We start from the raw sequence: 14,054 nt of genomic DNA, 5'->3' as shown, positions 1-14,054 counted from the left end.
TCGTTGTCGGCAATTGACGAACAATCTGGATACGTCACAGCGAAGCGCATCGTCCAAGATCTTCGTTCAAGATCGACACCAGAACTACGCTATTCGTACTGATCGGCGCGAAACGCGATTAGGCTGTTTGCAGAAGCGGTTGGTCCGTTCGAGGCCTTGAGTCACTCGTGAGATGATCTTGAAGTCCTCCGGAACCGTTTCCTTCCCTGCCGGGAATCCCCGTTCGAGCGACCTCGCTTCGCATTCGAGGGAATCGACGAACTCGAGTCTTTTTCATCCGTATGGGCGAGGCACGAAAGGGGAAGCCCTGGTAGGGCGACTTCGCCAAGGCGCAATCACCTAACATGAACCACTTTGCTTTCAAGCCCGAACGTGCACCTTGTCGCGCGACAGGCTTCGCGCGATACGCCACCGGAGTCCGTCCATCGACACTTGGACACGCCGCACCCGTCCAACTCTCCGTAGGCCGGAAAAATACGGACCGGCAAGGGCTATGCGAATCTTTTTCATCCTGGTGGCGGTTGCGACGACAGGACACCGGGGACATTGGGAGAAAAGGACCAACCACCGGACATTATTTCCCACTTCCGGAGATGATCATCTACATTTGTAGGCAATAACGCGTCCGCGGACCCGCTGTCCAGATGCCGACAAAGGGGCGTTACTGACGAATTTCGTCAAGAACGCCCCTTTCACGACACTCCCCCGGCGAGACGACGACGCCGCGGGCACCCGGTCAGGGCACCCGCGGCGGCAAGATCGACTCACCTAGGCGATGGGAAAGTCGAAATACGTCTCCGGATGAGGTTCGTCCTTCAGGTTGTAGTGCCACCACTCGCACTCGTAGGAGCTGAAGCCGCTGTCCTCCATGACGGAACACAGATGCTTGCGGTTCGCCTCCTGCTCCGCCGTGATGCCCGCCGCGCCGTGATGCGAGACGACGTCCATCACGTCGTGGTCGCCACCCATGTCGGCGAGCTCGCCGGTGGCGAGGTGGAACATCGTCAGGTCCACCGTGCTGCCCCGGCTGTGGCCCGACTTCTTGGCAACGTAGCCCTTTTCGAACATCTGGGGCCGGTCGATGTTCGGGTAGTGCCTGGCCTTCTTCCGGCCGTCTTCCGGCTCTTCCGCCCAGCTCATGAAGCGGTTCACGGCACGCTGGGGGCGGTAGCCGTCCCACAGGAGCAGGCCGAAGCCGCGGGACTCGGCCGCGTCCCGCGCCTTTTCCAGTGCGGCACACAGCTCACGCGTGCCCACGATCCGGTTCACCAGGTAGCCGTCCACCGGCTTGCCGGTGAAGTTGTCCCAGGTGGCGTACTTGGCGTCCCAGCGGATGCCGGGGACGACCTCGTCCACGAAGACGAAACCATCCTTCATCCGTTACGACCCTCCAGGGTCAGCGCGACCAGCCTGTCGATCACTTCACCGAGCGGGATGCCGGCGGCGGCCATCATCCGCGGGTAGCGGCTGTACGAGGTGAGCCCCGGCAGGGTGTTCACCTCGTTGAGGACGACGCTTCCGTCTTCCTTGAGGAAGAGGTCGACCCGCGCGAGCCCGCTGCAGCCCAGTGCGCGGTAGATGACCTTCGCGGTCTCCTTGACGAGCGTGCTCGACTCCTCCGGGATGTCCGCGGGAACGATGAAGCTCGAGTTCTCGGAACCGGTCTCGGGGCTTTCTTCCTGGTGGATCTTGAAGAAGCCGTGGGTCAGCGCGACCCGGTCCACCTCGCCGGTCAGCAGGTCGTCGCCGCTGCCGAGGACGGAGCAGCCGATCTCGGCGCCGACGACGGCCTCTTCGATCAGGATCTTGCCGTCGTACTGACGTGCCTCGGCCAGGGCGGCGGGCAGCTCCTCCTTCGAGGAGACCTTGCTGACACCGAAGGACGAACCCGAACGAGCAGGCTTCACGAAGACGGGGTACGTGAGCTTGTCGGCGTCGATGTCGTTGTCCGCCGTGACGATGTGGAAGTTCGGCGTCGCGATGCCCGCACTGCGGACGACGGAGTAGGTGAGCGACTTGTCGATGCACATGACCGAGCTCGGGGCGTCGCAGCCGACGTAGGGGATGCCGGAGAACTCCAGCAGGCCCTGCACCGTGCCGTCTTCACCGAACTTGCCGTGCAGCACCGGCAGCACCACGTCGAGCGCGATCGTCTCGTACTTGCCCTCGTCCAGGACGAGCAGCCCGTGCGTGCCGCGGTCCGGCGACAGGATGGCGGGCCGGGGGTTCGCGGTCTGCTCCCAGTCGGCGGCGGGACCGTCGCACAGCAACCAGGAACCACTCTGCGTGATGCCGATGTAGAACGGCTCGTACTTTTCGAGGTCGAGGTTCTTCGCGACCTCGCTCGCAGACTTGATGGAGATAGGATGCTCTTCGGAAAGCCCGCCGAACAGAATTCCGATTTTCAGCCTACCCATGCTACTTCCCGCTTTCGAATTGGAGACAATTGATGATGCTGTTTTCAACAGTGTCACTCAGCGCGTGGTCGGTGTAATAGGCGGTATGCGGACTGACGATCACGTTCGACAGTTTTTCCAGCCGCAGCAACGTCTTGCTCTCTATGGTCTTGTTCCTGCAGTCGGCGTAGAATATCCCTTCCTCACCTTCGAGGACATCCAGCGCCGCTCCGCCCAGCTTTCCGCTTTCCAGGGCCGAAATGAGGGCCTCGGTCTCGATAAGCGGACCACGTCCGGTGTTGATGATGTACGCGCCGTGCTTCATCTGCCCGATGGCCTGCCGATCGAGCAGATGGTACGTATCGGTGTTGAGCGGCACATGGAGCGACACGATGTCGCTCTGCTGGAGCAATTCGTCGAGAGGGACGTAATCGGCCGGGGCGGCGAGGAAGGTGTCGTAGGCCAGCACCCGGCACCCGAAACCACGCAGCCGGTCGAGGACCGCGACACCGATACGCCCTGTTCCGACCACTCCGACGGTCAGGTCGCGCAGCTCTTTCCCGCGCACCTCGTTCAGCCGGTAGTCGTGAACCTCCGTACGACGGAGGATGGATTTGGCGTCGCGCACCGCCATCAGCATCAGCATCAGCGTGAAGTCGGCCACGCTGTCGGGCGAGTAGGCGACGTTCCCGACGGTGATACCGACACTCTCGGCGTAATTCACATCGATGTGATTGAAACCGATGCTCCGGGTGGAGATGTACTCTACACCGGCCTCGGCGAGCGCGAGAAGAATGGAGTTCGTGATCGGGGTCTTGTGCCCGACACTGATACAGCGGTTTCCTGACACCAGTTCGATATTGGCCTCGGATACCGGCTCCTCGGCGAACGTCGGCGTTATGCCGAAACGGGGTGCCATCTCCCGAAACAACGCGGCCTCGTCCTGCCCGCAGCCATAAATCGTGATTCCCCTCGTCAAGACGGCGGAGGGGGACGCGGACGCCGGCGATCCGGTGCGGGGGGCAGCTGATCGCGCTGGTTCGCTGTAGGTCATGCCCGACATTGTAGGCAGCGCGGTTTTGCGGTCTCTTATGGGGTTTTCGACGCCCCGACAATATGTTACCAACTGGTAGCACCGAGTGCACGGCGTGATGATCGCCCAGGAAGAACCCTCTGCTCGGAGGGGCCGGATCGTCCTTGCCCACCTGAGCCGAGACCGCGTTGCCGTAGATCTTGCCCGCCCGGCTACCGCGCCGAAACCGTACCGTGACGGATGCCACAGAGTCGCGCTGACCTGCGTGGGTTTCTCCGGCGATATCCACGCTCCGTACAGATTCGGCTACCAGGCGCTCCGTCCTTTCGGAGAAGGTCCCCTTTCCCGCGCATCCGATGCGGGAAAGGGGACCTTCGATCCCCCGGCGGAAGGTCAGCGGATCCCGTGGGAGATGACCTCGTTCAGGCCTTCGACGTCGTCGAGCGCTGCTCGCAGCTCGGCGGCGTACTCTTCGGCCCCGGCCCGCAGGCCCCGTTCGACGGCCCCCACAGCGTCGAACGCTTCGACGTCCCCGCCGCTCAGCGCGGCGACGGACTCCTTGACGACGGCGCCGAGCAGCAGCTCCACCGGCACCTTCGGCGTCCCTTCCAGCGGCCAGACGAGGTCGTCCAGCACTCCTTGCCCGGCGACCTCGCGGATCAGGCCCGCCGCGGTGCTCCCCGGCACCCGGACACCTTCCGGCAGCACGGCGCGGACGCTCAAGCTGCGCGAAAGCCAGTACAGCAACTGCCCGTTGACCTCGGACTTGACCAGCCGCGGCGTCAACCAGAGCGTGAGGTTCACGAAGTACTCGGTGAGGCGGTCGAGCACCTCGCCGCCCTTCTGGAAACCCCACAGGTTCAGGTCGAAATAGTGGTGCCACGTGGCATCGGCCACGATCCGCCCGACCCCCGCGACCGCACCGTCGTACACGCTGGACACGCCGTAGACCTGACCGTTGCGCTTGTCGGTGCCCTGGGCGACGATCTCGGGCTTCGGCTGGCCCGTACGGCCCGACGGCCACACGTCAGCCGGGTACCGCGCGGGAATGAGCAGCTGCCCCTCGTGCATGTGGTCCGGGAAGACGGTGATCGGACCGCGCCTGCCCTGGAACAGCGGGTGCGGCCTGCCGAACCGCTTCCGCAGGATCAGCTCCTGCGGGTACGGGTCGAAATCGTTCGGGATCGTCTGGTTGAGGTCGCTGCCCCACGGGTCCGGCTGGTGGGTGTTGTGGCTGAACTCGATGCTCGCGTCCGGCCGGTCGTTCCACACCCGCAGCTCACCCGCGCGCGGGACCCGGTGCCCCAGCGCCCGCCCCAGGTTCAGGTACTCGGGCAGCGACGGATCCGCCCCCGGCGGACGCGGGTTGGAGTGGTCGCCGGTGATGAGCACGCCACCGCCGGCGTCCATCCAGGACCGCAGCGCCGCGACCTCCGCGTCCACGAGTTCGTTTTCCGGCTCTCCCGGCATATTGGACTGCAAATAGCCGAAGAACCACACCTGCTCGTATCTGCCGAGCACACCGGGAGTGAGTTTGTTGGCGGCGTGCCCGCCCTTGTGCCGATTGATCAAATCGATCTCGAACTCGGCGAAGAAAGGCTGGTTCGCCAAGATCAGATCACGAAGAATTCCCAGTGAGAAACCATTTTCACCGGTGAAGCCGATGAGATCCGTGTAGAACAGAATTCTGATCTTCGGCTTGGCCAGCGGACTGACGTGATCCGCCACGATACGTTCGTCGAACATCGAAAATCCCCCTTGCCTGACGCGCCATGCCGTCCTCCCCGGCGGCGCTGTCCTCTTCCACGTATACCGAAATCCCGGCGGTTTCGCAGACACCGGACCGCGGCTGAGGAATTCGCCGCGATCAAGCCAGAACACAAACGAAATCCGCGCGATATGGCGCGAGAGGGCAGGTCCGTGAAGGCCTCCTTGAGGGACTCTGAGTCCCTCAAGGAGGCCTTCACGGACTTCGGGGCTGGGGTGCGGAGCCGGGGTGGGGTCGCTTGCGGGATTCGCCCGTGCCGGGTGACCTTCGGACGAGGAAGGCCTGCCACGGTGGACGCACCACCCCGCCTCCGAAGGAGCCACCATGGCGCGAAAAGACGACGTGCCCGCGCACCGGTTCCGCCGCCCACGATGGGCGCGCCGTCGCACCGAAAAGGGACGGCGCGCTCATCCTCTCCGCGGCTTCACGAACCGGATCAACACCGGCGCGCCAACGGTTTCGTGGCCGCCTTCGGATACCCAGAGCACCACCGGCGCGTCGCTGCCCCGCGCGCTGGTGGTGCTGCTGGGGGCCGCCGCCGCGGTCATCGTGCTGGCCGGGCTGAACTCCGTCGCCTGGCTCGTCGGGCCGGTGTTCCTCGCCCTCGTCATCGTGATCACCCTCGACCCGGTGCGCACCTGGCTGCGCGGCAAAGGATTACCTCGCTGGCTCACGGTCGCCGTACTGGTCGTGACCGTCTATGCCGCGTTACTCGTGCTGTTCCTGGTGATCGTGGTGTCCCTCGCCCAGCTGTCGGCCCTGCTCCCCCACTACGCCGGGCAAGCCGACGAACTGCTCCGGAACGGGATGGCCTTCCTCGGCCGGTTCGGGGTCGGCCAACAGCAACTGCGCGAAGTACTGTCCTCTGTGGACGCGGGGAAGCTGATCGGGTTCGCCGGTTCCCTGCTCGCCGGGGTCGGCGGGCTGGTCACGAACCTGGCCTTCCTGCTCGCGCTGATGTTGTTCCTGAGCACCGAATCGGCGTGGGCGGGGCACCGGCTCGGCCGGATCGCGCGCGAACGGCCGTGGATCAGCGACGCGTTGCGGCGCTTCGCCTTCGGCACCCGGCGGTATCTGGTGGTGACGACGGTGTTCGGCGGGGTGGTGGCGGTGCTCGACACCATCGCGCTTGCCCTGCTCGGCATCCCGGCCGCCGTACTGTGGGGCCTGCTGTCCTTCGTCACCAACTACGTGCCCAACGTAGGCTTCGTGATCGGGGTGGCCCCGCCCGCGCTCATCGCGCTCCTCGGCGGCGGCTGGAAGGCCATGCTCGTGACGATCGTCGTGTACGTCCTGCTGAACTTCGTGGTGCAGTCGCTGATCCAGCCCCGGTTCGTCGCGGAGTCGGTCGGTCTGTCCACTTTGGTCACCGTACTCGCGCTCGTGTTCTGGACCTGGCTGCTCGGCCCGCTCGGCGCCGTCCTCGCCGTGCCGGCGACGTTGCTGGCGAAGGCGTTGCTCATCGACGTCGATCCCCGTGCCCGCTGGGCGGAGGCGCTGCTGTGCACGCCGGGCCGGGAGTCGCACTAGGTCAGGCCGTGGTGGCGTGCGACCACCACGGCCGACCGGCGGTTGTTCACGCCGAGTTTGCCGTAGATGGACCGGACGTGGGTTTTCACCGTGTTGACCGAGACCGTGAGGTCCGACGCGATCTCGTCCAGCGAACGCTGCGACGGCAGCCGCCGCAGCACCACCTGTTCGCGATCGGTCAGCTCGCTCTCGCCGGGCGGGGTGTCCGGGACGAGTCTGCCCCGGACCGACTGGGCGAAGCCGTCCAGCGACCCGAAACCGCCAGAGTGGTCGATCAGGAGATTTCTGACCCGCGGCTCGGCGAGCGCGAACGGGCGTACCAGCCGGTGCGGCCGGGCGAGGGTGAGCGCGCGGTCCAGCGCGTGCAACGCCAGCGTCCGCCGGTGGGAACGCAACGCGAGCGCGGTCTCGGCCAGGCAGATGTCCACCGGCGTGGCGGGCAGCAGCGCGGGGGCGGCCGCGGCGGCGCGCAGGACCTTCTCGGCCAGGTCGGTCTCTTCGACGGCGAGGTGGGCCCGGATCTGCAGCAGCGCCAGCTCGGCGGTGCCGGGCAGTCTCTCCTGCGCCCAGGCGAACACCTCGGCCGCGTGCAGTCCTTCGCCGACCACGAGCGCCGCGTGGTGTTCCGCGACCGTGCACATCGCCGTGATCTCGCGGGGCAGTTCGAGGTCCGCGAGCCGGTGCCGTGCCACCCGCATGGCCTGCGAACCCGCCGCCCGGTCACCGGCGTCGAAGCGGACAAGGCCCTCGAAGAACCCTCTGAGCGGCCCGAGAACCGGCGCGGATCCGGGTACTTCCGCTCGCGGGGCCTGCGCCAGCTCGCCTGCCGCCGCGACCGGCTCGAACCGGGTGAGGTCGTCGTAGGCCAGCATCAGATGGCATTCGGCGACGCCGGGCGCCCGGCGCCAGCCGTGCCGCCGGGCGACGGCGAGCGCCCCGATGCACGCCCGCCGCATCGCCGTGTGGTCGCCGAGGAGCGCGGTCGCGACGGCGAGCGCGAGTCTGCTGTGCAGCACGAGATGTTCGAGACGTTCACCGTGTGCCGCGCGCAGCGCCTCTTCCGCGCGGGTGACGGCGTGGCGGCGGGCGCCCCGGTACAGGGCCAGCCAGACCAGATCGAGTTTGTCCCACGCGACGGCCTCCGGCGACCGCGGCACCGGGGGCACCGCGCTTTCGGAAGGCAGGCTCCCCGTCACCAGCGCGAGATGGGGCACGGCCAGCAGGCGCAGGCCGTCGTCCCCGAGATCGACGGCGGCGGCGGTGAACTCCCCGCGCTGGACGTGCTCCAGCGCGGACGCCAGCCGCAGCCGAGGGCTCGCCGTCAACGCTCCTTCCCCCAGGTACGAGAGCGCTCCCCTGACGAGTTCCCCGTCGCCCGCCAGCACTTGACGCACCGCGTGGTCCCGCGCCAGGCGCAGGACACACTGGCGGTCGCGGCCCGCGACGGCGTGCGTCAGCGCCTCCCCGAACCGTCCTTCCCCGGCGTACCAGCAGGCGGCGATCCCCTGCAGCCGCCGCACCCGCGCGGGCGAGCGCCGCGCCAGCTCCGCCTGCAGGAAACCGCGCAGCAGGGCGGGAAGGCGGTAGGTGTCGGCCGGGGTGCGCTGGACGAGACCGGTCTCGCGCTCCAGTTCGTCCAGCGTCACCCCGGCGTCCGGCGAACCCGACAGGCGGGCCGCGAGGGTCGCGCTCACCGTTTCGCAGACACTGACGCACAGCAAGAGCTCCGACGTCGCCGGCGGCAGCCGCGAAAGCACCTCGTCGGCGAAGAACCGGGCCACCGCGAGCTCGTCGCCCCCGACATCGGCGACGAGTTCGTCCGCGTCCCCGGCGTCACGCACCGAAACCGCGGCCCAGCCGAGCGCGGCGGCCCAGCCCGCGGTGCGCTCGGTGAGTTCGCGGACGCGGTCTTCGCTCACCTTCGCCCCGGTGGCGCGAAAGAGGCATGCCGCCTCCTCCGCGCTGAAGCGGAGTTCGGCGGCACCGAGCCGCGAAAGCGTGCCTTCGACCTGCAGGCGCGCCAGCCGGAGTTTCGGCTCGACCCTGGAGGCCAGCACCAGCCGCAGCATCGGCGGCTGGTGCCGGGCCAGCGCGGCGAGCGCTTCAACCGGCTCCGGGCGGGAAGTCTCCTGGACGTCGTCCAGTACCAGCCACATCGGTTCGCGCAGCCCGGCCAGCGCGTCCCCGAGATCGGCGAGGAACTCGGTACGCCGCCCCGGCCCCGGCGGCTCGAGCCGGAACAGCGAATCGTCCTCGGACAGCCACGGACTCCGCCGCAGCGCGAGGAGGATCGCCGCCCACAGACGGCGTTCGTCGTTGTCGTCGTCGTCGAGCGACACCCAGGCGATGTCCCGCCGATCGCGGGCCCACCCGGCCAGTGCCGTGGTCTTCCCGGAGCCCGCCGGGGCCCGGAGCACCGTCACCGGCCGGGTGGTGGCGCGGTCGAACAGGGCCATGAGCCGGGAACGCGGGACGAAGATGCCCGGTACCCGCGGCACCGTCACCTTGGCTCCGGGGATCCGCCAGGACCGCGACGTCGTTCGAGCGGGCAAGTCAACCTCTCGATCGTCCGAAGGATCGCGACCCCGGTTCCGCGCGGCCACGACTGTACTGATCAGCGGTTTGGCCTACAGGTCACCAGATTTCGTACGCGACCTCGTCCCCGTGCACCAGTACCGCCCAGATCACCAGGACGTCGAGGGCGATCACCACGATGCCCCAGATCGGGTACGCGGACAGGAACACCAGTTGCCCCAACGCGTTGAAGCCGGCGAGGACCACGGTGATGATCCGGGCCCACGGGGCGCCGGTGAACAACGCGCTCCCCGCGAGCACGGCGAGGGCCCCGACGATCAGGTGGATCCACCCCCAGGCGCCGAGGTCGAAGACGAGCAACCCCGACGGGCCGAGCAGGTAGAAGTTCCGGTCGAACAGCGCGACCAGTCCTTCCACCGCGGTGAACAGGCCTGCCATGACGGTGATCGACCCGGCGAACCAGATCCAGCCCGACCGGCGGCGGGACCGGGCGACGGCCGGTTCCGGCGGGGACGGCGGCCCGGTCCCGGTCGCGGCGGTCCAGTGATGCGTTCTTTCGCTCATGGTCCCTCTTTTCGGAAGGAGCGGCTGCGGACTCGGGCGATCATGGTGCGTTCACCGTGACGGCGGCCTCGCCCGAGTCAGGTGAGATCAGACCTGACCGGAGCGCTCTCCGGCTCACACGACGCGGGCGATGCGGGCCGGTCCCGCCACGGGCACAGTGCCGCTCGGACACTGCATCGCCGACCAAGGAGGACCGCGCCATGAGCTCGCTGACCGTATGGGCCTTTCCCACCGCCGACGGCGCCGAAAACGCGCTCGCGCTGCTGGAACGCCTGCAGAAGCAACAGCTCGTCTCGATCGCCGACGCCGCCTACGTCACCTGGCCCGAAGACCGGAAGAAGCCGAAGACCAAGGAACTGGGCTCCCTGACCGGCGCCGGTGCGCTGGGCGGCGGGTTCTGGGGACTGCTGTTCGGCCTGATCTTCCTGGTGCCGCTGCTGGGGATGGCCGTCGGCGCGGCGATCGGGGCGCTGACCGGTTCGCTTTCCCACGTCGGCATCGACGAAGACTTCATCGCGACCGTCCGGACGCGCGTCACGCCGGGCACGTCCGCGCTGTTCGTGATGACGGACAGCACCGTCCTGGACCGGGTCGCCGAGCCGTTCAGGGAAACCGGCGCCACGCTGCTGACCACCAACCTCTCCGACGAGGAAGAGGCGCGGCTGCGCGCCGCCTTCAGCGAGTTCCCGGTGCCGGACCGTTCCTGAAGTCCGTGAAGGCCTCCTTCCCTACCCTGAAGGTAGGCAAGGAGGCCTTCACGGACTGGGGGAAGCGGATCGCCGCGCATCCGGGTGGGGAAGTTCCCGGACCCGGTGCACCGAGTCCACCAGCATCCCGAGCGCCTCGAGCGTCCGCAGAATGCGGGAAATACTTCCTTGATCGGTTACGGTGCCGAAAACGATCAGCTCGTTGCCGACCGGAACGATCAGCATTCCCCGGAAATCGTCTACCGAGCCGTTCGACTGTTCGGGGATTCGGCCACTGCCCCGGAAGACGTAATTCACTCCGGCCAACGGTCCACGCTGGACCGGAATCGGCAGACTCATCCGTTCCCCTTTCCCTTGCCCGCCCGGCCCGCCGCGAACCAGGCCGCCGCCAGCACCGCCAGATCGACCGCCGACATGAGCGAGGACCAGGTGTTCGACGGCAGGAACACCAGCCGCGCGAAAAGATCGAGACCGGCCCTGACGGCGAGGCGGACCGAGGTCACAGAGGTCAGGGTGGCGAGCAGGACAGCGAGGGAGAACACCATCGCTTCGGCTCCGACGCGACCGGTCCGCAGGACGTCGAGTGCCACGAACTCGACGGGTCCGATCCAGAAGAACTGTGTCGCGATGAATACCGACGTCGGCCGTTTCCGGCCTTTCTGTTTTCTCCAGTAATCTCCACGGGCCTTCACGGGGCACACGTTTCTGGGTACTCGTGCCCTTTTCCTCGCCCAGCGCGGGTGAGACGGCCGAATTGCCTGGCAGGATCCGCTCCGACGATGTGAAACTGGCCGCAAAGGAGGCTGGCACATGATGAAGGGCCATGAAATTTCGCCGCGAAGACGACTCCCGAGGACAAAGGTGACCGTCCCCGATCCACCGGCGGATCTCGTTTCCCGGCCGCGTTTGCTCACCGCCCTCGACGACGGGGCGGAGCGGGGCATGGTCTTCGTCGGGGCGCCCGCCGGGTACGGCAAGACGGTCCTGCTCGCCGAGTGGGCGAGCAGCCGCCGCGGTGCGGTCGCCTGGGTGTCCGCCGACGCCGAGGACAACGACGACCGTCTCTTCTGGTCCGCCGTCCTGGAAGCGTTCAGCGGTTGTGCCCGTGTCCCGGCGGGAAATCCGGTGCGGACGCTCGCGGTCCCCGCCGCCCCCGGCACGGACCTCGCCTTCCTGGCCACGATCGCCGACGCGCTGGACGCGATGACCGAACCCGTCCTGCTCGTCTTGGACGGCGCGCAGGAGATCACCGATCCGGGCACCTGGCGCGGGCTGCAGGCGCTCCTGCGACATCAGCCCGCGGGACTGCGCCTGGCGATCTCAAGCCGCCGGGAGCCACCGCTGCCACTGGTGCGCGCCCGTGTCGCGGGACGGCTACTCGAAGTGGGCGTGAACCGGTTGCGGTTTTCGCCGGAGGAGGCCGCGACGCTCGTCGGGGCGACCGGGCAGGGTATCCCGTCGCATCAGGTCGGGCTGCTCGTCGCCAGGACGGGCGGCTGGCCTGCCGGGCTGCGGCTCGCCGCCGCTTCCACCGCCCGGCAAGGAAATCTCGCCGATTTCTTCGCCGGACGGGACCGGGCGGTGCTCGACTACCTGACCGACGAGGTACTCGCCCCCCTGCCCGACGCCCATCAGGACCTGCTGCGCGCGATCAGCATCTGCGAGGAGGTCCCGGTGGGACTGGCGGCCGCCTTGTCCGACCGTCCGGACGCGGAGGCGATGCTCCGCGAACTCGGCGAACCGGCCGGGCAGATGGTCCGATCCGGTGGGACCCCGCCAGGCCACCGGCTACCGCCCCTGCCGCGCACCTATCTGCGGGCCGAATTGCTGCGCCGGGCACCGGAGCGGACGCGGAGCCTGCACGCGGCGGCGGCCCGCTGGTTCGCCGAACACGACCAGCAGGCGCCCGCGTTGCTGCACAGCGTCCGTTCGGGGAACACCACCCGCGTCGGCGAACTGCTGCGCCGTCACGCGGTGGCGTTGTTCCTCTCCGGTGAACACAACGTGCTGCGGCTCGCGCTCGCCGTCCTCGGCGATCGGCGGGCCGTGTCCTCTCCCCTGCTCGCGCTGGTCTCGGCCGCGCTGCAACTGGAGCGAGGTGAGCCGTCGTCGGCCGAGGCGCAGCTGAGCTGTGCGGAGGTGGCCTGGCCCGCCGAGCCCGAGGCGGAGCTGACCGTGCTGCGGCAACTGGTGCGCTCCCGGCTCGCCCAGGTCGATCGCGGCCCGGCGCAGGCCGCCCGCGCGGCCGAGCAGATCGACGGGCATCTGGCGGCGGACACCGGGCTCGGCGGGTTGGCGACCCTGCACCGGATCGCCACCCTCACCGCCCGCCGCGATCGGGGCTCGGCACGGGAGGCGCTGTCCCGCGTCGCCGACGCCGCCGAGCACGCGAACCACCATTTCCTGGTCACCCAGTGCCTCGTCACCTTGAGCGGGCTGGCGGGTTCCGACGGCGACTACCGGACGATGGACACGCTGGCCCGCCGGGTTCAGGCCCGCCACGCGGCGCACGATCCCCATCGCTCGCTCGAAGGCGCCCAGGTGTCGGCTCAGCTCGCCTTCGGTTCGCTGCTGCGCGGAGACGCCGCCGAGTGCGTCGAACACGCGAAGCAGATAGGACAGATGCTGGGCGACGCGCCAGCCAGGGCCGCCCGGAATCTGGGCCTGATGGCGGAAACCCTGCGCGGCGCGGCGGAATTCGAGCTGGGCGGCTGGCATTCGGGACTGCGGAGGATGCGCCGGGCACGGACGCGGCTGGGCACCGGACGGAGTTTCTCGACCGAGCACGCGGCGTGGTGCGCGGTACTCGAACACCGTGCGGCGTTGCGGCTCGGCGCGGCGGATCAGACGAGGGAGACCTTCCGCTGGGCCCAGCCGATCATCGCCGGTTCGGGCGAACTGCTGCTGATGCGGGCCAGGACCCAGCTCCGGCTCGGCAGGCGGGACGCGGCGAGTGCCGTGCTGCGCTCACTGTCGGAAGAGGACGCGCCGATGCTGGTGCCGTGGTCGGGAGTCGAAGCGTCACTGATCGGGGTGCGGGCGGCGCTGGCCGCCGAGGCACGGGAGCGGGCGGTGCGGTCACTGGACGAGGCCTTGCGCGCCGCCGAACCCGGCGACGTCCGGTTCCCGTTCGTGTTCGCGCCCTCCGACGTCATCACGTTCCTGACCTCGCGGCTCGGCAAACTGGGCACCGGTGAGCGGTTCGCCTGCCGGGTGCTCGCCCAGCGCCGCGAACTGCGCACCCCGCCGCTGCCCGCCCCGCTGACCGAACGGGAACGCAGCGTGCTGCGCCTGCTCCCCACCCAGCGGTCGATCGACGAGATCGCCCAGGACCTGACGGTTTCGCCGAACACCGTCAAGACCCACGTCCGCGGCATCTACACGAAACTCGACGTCCGCAGCAGGCGCGACGCCGTGGCGACCGCGCTCCGGCGCGGCCTGCTGGACACCGAGGTCACCGATTTCACGGGGTGAACCCTGCTCGCCTCACCCGGCTCGGGTGAGGCGAGCAGGCCCCGGAT

Annotated in this window: 11 protein-coding genes; 3 read left to right on the top strand and 8 right to left on the bottom strand. The window is 68.3% G+C overall.

The features are described 5' to 3' along the window. Positions 1-768: 768 nt before the first annotated feature. The 4 genes from vanX to AMYAL_RS0125375 form a co-directional block, all read right to left on the bottom strand. A complete protein-coding gene (gene vanX, locus AMYAL_RS0125390; RefSeq protein WP_020634075.1) occupies positions 769-1,377 on the bottom strand; it encodes a D-Ala-D-Ala dipeptidase VanX in 609 nt (202 codons plus the stop codon). After that, entirely contained in the window at positions 1,374-2,417 is a 1,044-nt protein-coding gene (gene vanA-Ao2, locus AMYAL_RS0125385) for a D-alanine--(R)-lactate ligase VanA-Ao2 (protein ID WP_020634074.1), read from the bottom strand. The genes vanX and vanA-Ao2 overlap by 4 nt, the downstream gene beginning before the upstream one ends. A 1-nt stretch (position 2,418) precedes the next feature. After that, positions 2,419-3,450: a VanH-AOV family D-lactate dehydrogenase gene (gene vanH / locus AMYAL_RS0125380; RefSeq protein WP_084702148.1), complete on the bottom strand. Its 1,032-nt coding sequence runs from the start codon at positions 3,448-3,450 to the stop codon at positions 2,419-2,421. Positions 3,451-3,822: 372 nt separating this feature from the next. Then, complete coding sequence (locus tag AMYAL_RS0125375; RefSeq protein ID WP_020634072.1) at positions 3,823-5,175, bottom strand: hypothetical protein; 1,353 nt, start codon at positions 5,173-5,175, stop codon at positions 3,823-3,825. 346 nt (positions 5,176-5,521) lie between these two features. Between AMYAL_RS0125375 and AMYAL_RS0125370 the strand changes: the two genes are divergently transcribed. Beyond that, a complete protein-coding gene (locus AMYAL_RS0125370; protein ID WP_020634071.1) occupies positions 5,522-6,727 on the top strand; it encodes an AI-2E family transporter in 1,206 nt (401 codons plus the stop codon). Here the strand turns inward: AMYAL_RS0125370 and AMYAL_RS0125365 are convergent. Both AMYAL_RS0125365 and AMYAL_RS0125360 read right to left on the bottom strand, forming a co-directional pair. After that, on the bottom strand, positions 6,724-9,279 hold the full coding sequence (locus AMYAL_RS0125365) for a winged helix-turn-helix domain-containing protein (protein ID WP_026467432.1): 2,556 nt from the start codon (positions 9,277-9,279) through the stop codon (positions 6,724-6,726). The two genes, AMYAL_RS0125370 and AMYAL_RS0125365, sit on opposite strands and share 4 nt — an antisense overlap. Before the next feature lie 82 nt (positions 9,280-9,361). Further along, positions 9,362-9,826, bottom strand: a complete 465-nt coding sequence (locus tag AMYAL_RS0125360) for a DUF7144 family membrane protein (protein ID WP_020634069.1) — start codon at positions 9,824-9,826, stop codon at positions 9,362-9,364. Positions 9,827-10,026: 200 nt separating this feature from the next. Here AMYAL_RS0125360 and AMYAL_RS0125355 point away from each other — a divergent pair, with 200 nt between their 5' ends. Next, the gene (locus tag AMYAL_RS0125355) at positions 10,027-10,533 is read left to right on the top strand and encodes a DUF1269 domain-containing protein (RefSeq protein ID WP_020634068.1); all 507 of its coding nucleotides are present in this window, start codon (positions 10,027-10,029) and stop codon (positions 10,531-10,533) included. Between the two features lie 48 nt (positions 10,534-10,581). On the opposite strand, the gene AMYAL_RS46100 is transcribed toward AMYAL_RS0125355, so the two are convergent. Next, the gene (locus tag AMYAL_RS46100) at positions 10,582-10,872 is read right to left on the bottom strand and encodes a hypothetical protein (RefSeq protein ID WP_020634067.1); all 291 of its coding nucleotides are present in this window, start codon (positions 10,870-10,872) and stop codon (positions 10,582-10,584) included. Further along, the gene (locus tag AMYAL_RS0125345) at positions 10,869-11,225 is read right to left on the bottom strand and encodes a hypothetical protein (protein ID WP_020634066.1); all 357 of its coding nucleotides are present in this window, start codon (positions 11,223-11,225) and stop codon (positions 10,869-10,871) included. The genes AMYAL_RS46100 and AMYAL_RS0125345 overlap by 4 nt, the downstream gene beginning before the upstream one ends. A 121-nt stretch (positions 11,226-11,346) precedes the next feature. On the opposite strand from AMYAL_RS0125345, the gene AMYAL_RS0125340 reads away from it, so the two are divergent. Next, complete coding sequence (locus tag AMYAL_RS0125340; protein ID WP_093976541.1) at positions 11,347-14,007, top strand: winged helix-turn-helix domain-containing protein; 2,661 nt, start codon at positions 11,347-11,349, stop codon at positions 14,005-14,007. Positions 14,008-14,054: the final 47 nt, after the last annotated feature.

Source organism: Amycolatopsis alba DSM 44262, from assembly GCF_000384215.1.
GTDB lineage: Bacteria > Actinomycetota > Actinomycetes > Mycobacteriales > Pseudonocardiaceae > Amycolatopsis > Amycolatopsis alba.
Note: the sequence above shows the minus strand (reverse complement) of the source record. Positions and strands in the feature narration are given on the sequence as shown.

What these genes read in the sequence shown, in the direction of transcription:
- vanX (WP_020634075.1), bottom strand. Translation starts at nt 1,377, where the DNA reads ATGAAGGATGGTTTCGTCTTCGTGGACGAGGTCGTCCCCGGCATCCGC.
- vanA-Ao2 (WP_020634074.1), bottom strand. Translation starts at nt 2,417, where the DNA reads ATGGGTAGGCTGAAAATCGGAATTCTGTTCGGCGGGCTTTCCGAAGAG.
- vanH (WP_084702148.1), bottom strand. Translation starts at nt 3,450, where the DNA reads ATGACCTACAGCGAACCAGCGCGATCAGCTGCCCCCCGCACCGGATCG.
- AMYAL_RS0125375 (WP_020634072.1), bottom strand. Translation starts at nt 5,175, where the DNA reads ATGTTCGACGAACGTATCGTGGCGGATCACGTCAGTCCGCTGGCCAAG.
- AMYAL_RS0125370 (WP_020634071.1), top strand. Translation starts at nt 5,522, where the DNA reads ATGGCGCGAAAAGACGACGTGCCCGCGCACCGGTTCCGCCGCCCACGA.
- AMYAL_RS0125360 (WP_020634069.1), bottom strand. Translation starts at nt 9,826, where the DNA reads ATGAGCGAAAGAACGCATCACTGGACCGCCGCGACCGGGACCGGGCCG.
- AMYAL_RS0125355 (WP_020634068.1), top strand. Translation starts at nt 10,027, where the DNA reads ATGAGCTCGCTGACCGTATGGGCCTTTCCCACCGCCGACGGCGCCGAA.
- AMYAL_RS46100 (WP_020634067.1), bottom strand. Translation starts at nt 10,872, where the DNA reads ATGAGTCTGCCGATTCCGGTCCAGCGTGGACCGTTGGCCGGAGTGAAT.
- AMYAL_RS0125340 (WP_093976541.1), top strand. Translation starts at nt 11,347, where the DNA reads ATGAAGGGCCATGAAATTTCGCCGCGAAGACGACTCCCGAGGACAAAG.